Genomic DNA, 1,458 nt, shown 5'->3' with positions numbered 1-1,458 from the left:
TCTGAATCAGTGACTTTGTCAGCGGGTACCGCGCAGCTGCGCAAAAGCGGCATCGCTCTTTAAGAATACGACCTCATCCCGAGTTTTATCGCCTTGTATAGCTCTGTTGATCTGATTTCCGACTATGATCAGGGCCGTTGCTGATGTTTTTTTGATCGATTGCTTCGGCAAGGCAATAGCTCCCCTTGAACCCGTCGGCCCTGCAGCATATTCGTGGGTGGGCGAGTGATCGGTTATACCGATCCGTAGACGGTAGTGAACGCCTTGAACCCCGGGCAGTGCTGACCGAAGCGCAGGGTAAGCTGGCGACCACTGCTGACCAGGCGGCAGGCCATGTACATCAGCTCCTGCATCACGGTTTTCAGCCGCCGGCGTTTGGCTTTATGACGGACCGGGGCGTCCGGTCCCAGCAGGGCCCGCTGCCCCATCCAGCGCAGGATGTTATAGCCCAGCACCGCAAAGGCCAGTACCAGGTCGTTGGTGTTAAACTTGCCGGAGGGCAGGCGCTCAAGATCCAGATCGGTCTTGAACTCGCTATGGAACTGCTCACTGGTGGCATGATCTCGATAGAGGGCGATCACTGCGGCATTGTCCGCCACCGCCGGTGTTAACGAGGTAGTCCAGCCTTCCAGACTGATCTGCGGCTCCAGAAACAGCTGACCCAGGGCGTCGCTCTGACGCACGGTAATTTTAACGATCAGACGGTCATCGGTGCCGTCCAGGGGTTCAGCAACGAGCGTCTCCATCTTACCCGGCCGGGTGTGGCACCAGAGTGATCCGGCCGCATTGGCCTTGTCGACCCAGTCCAGTCCATCCTGCTTGCGGGGGTTCCACTTGATCAGGTAGTCGAACTGGGATTGGCGGAAATACTGCCGGTTCTCGAGGGCATCGTGAGCACTGTCAAGGCGCGTCAGTATGGGGGCGTTGGTCAATGCACGGGCCCGTGGCAATACCCGGTCGAGGGTATGAATAAACTCTTTGTTGGCGTGCTGGTTGCCGGGACGCAGTTCACAGCCCAGACACCAGCCCTCCAGGCCCAGATAGGCCGCGATCGGCGCGTAGCCATCGTGCCCCTTGTAGGTGTAGGCCACCCCTTCTTTTTTGGTGTTGCTATTATCCATGGGGAAGACGTCCATATCCAACGGCACATGACCGGTGGCCAGAGTACCGATAGTCACCGAGGCGTTGCGCAGAAACTCGACACTGGCCTCATCCAGCAGCGGGATCAGTGCCCGGGCATCCTCATCAAAACGCTGGCGCAACCGGGCCGAGGAAGGCGACTGTTTGATCCCCAGGGAGGCTTTGAAGAAGGGGTCGTGGCGCGCCAGTTCAACGGCTTCGAAGTCGCTTTTGCCGAGGCAAATCAGCCCCAGATAGGTGCGAATGAGATCGATGTTTGCAATGCCATGACGCTTGACGACTGAGCGTGAGGTTTTGGCCAGCGAGGTCTGTTTGTTG

At 58.3% G+C, this 1,458-nt stretch carries 1 protein-coding gene; it reads right to left on the bottom strand.

Features of this window, described 5'->3' with window-relative positions; genetic code table 11:
* Positions 1–233: 233 nt before the first annotated feature.
* On the bottom strand, positions 234–1,458 hold a 1,225-nt coding region (locus tag LG368_RS15300), incomplete at its 5' end, for an IS1380-like element ISSpu19 family transposase (protein WP_226755550.1).

The organism is Marinomonas algarum, from assembly GCF_020532605.1.
GTDB classification, from domain to species: Bacteria; Pseudomonadota; Gammaproteobacteria; order Pseudomonadales; family Marinomonadaceae; genus Marinomonas; species Marinomonas algarum.
Note: the sequence above shows the minus strand (reverse complement) of the source record. Positions and strands in the feature narration are given on the sequence as shown.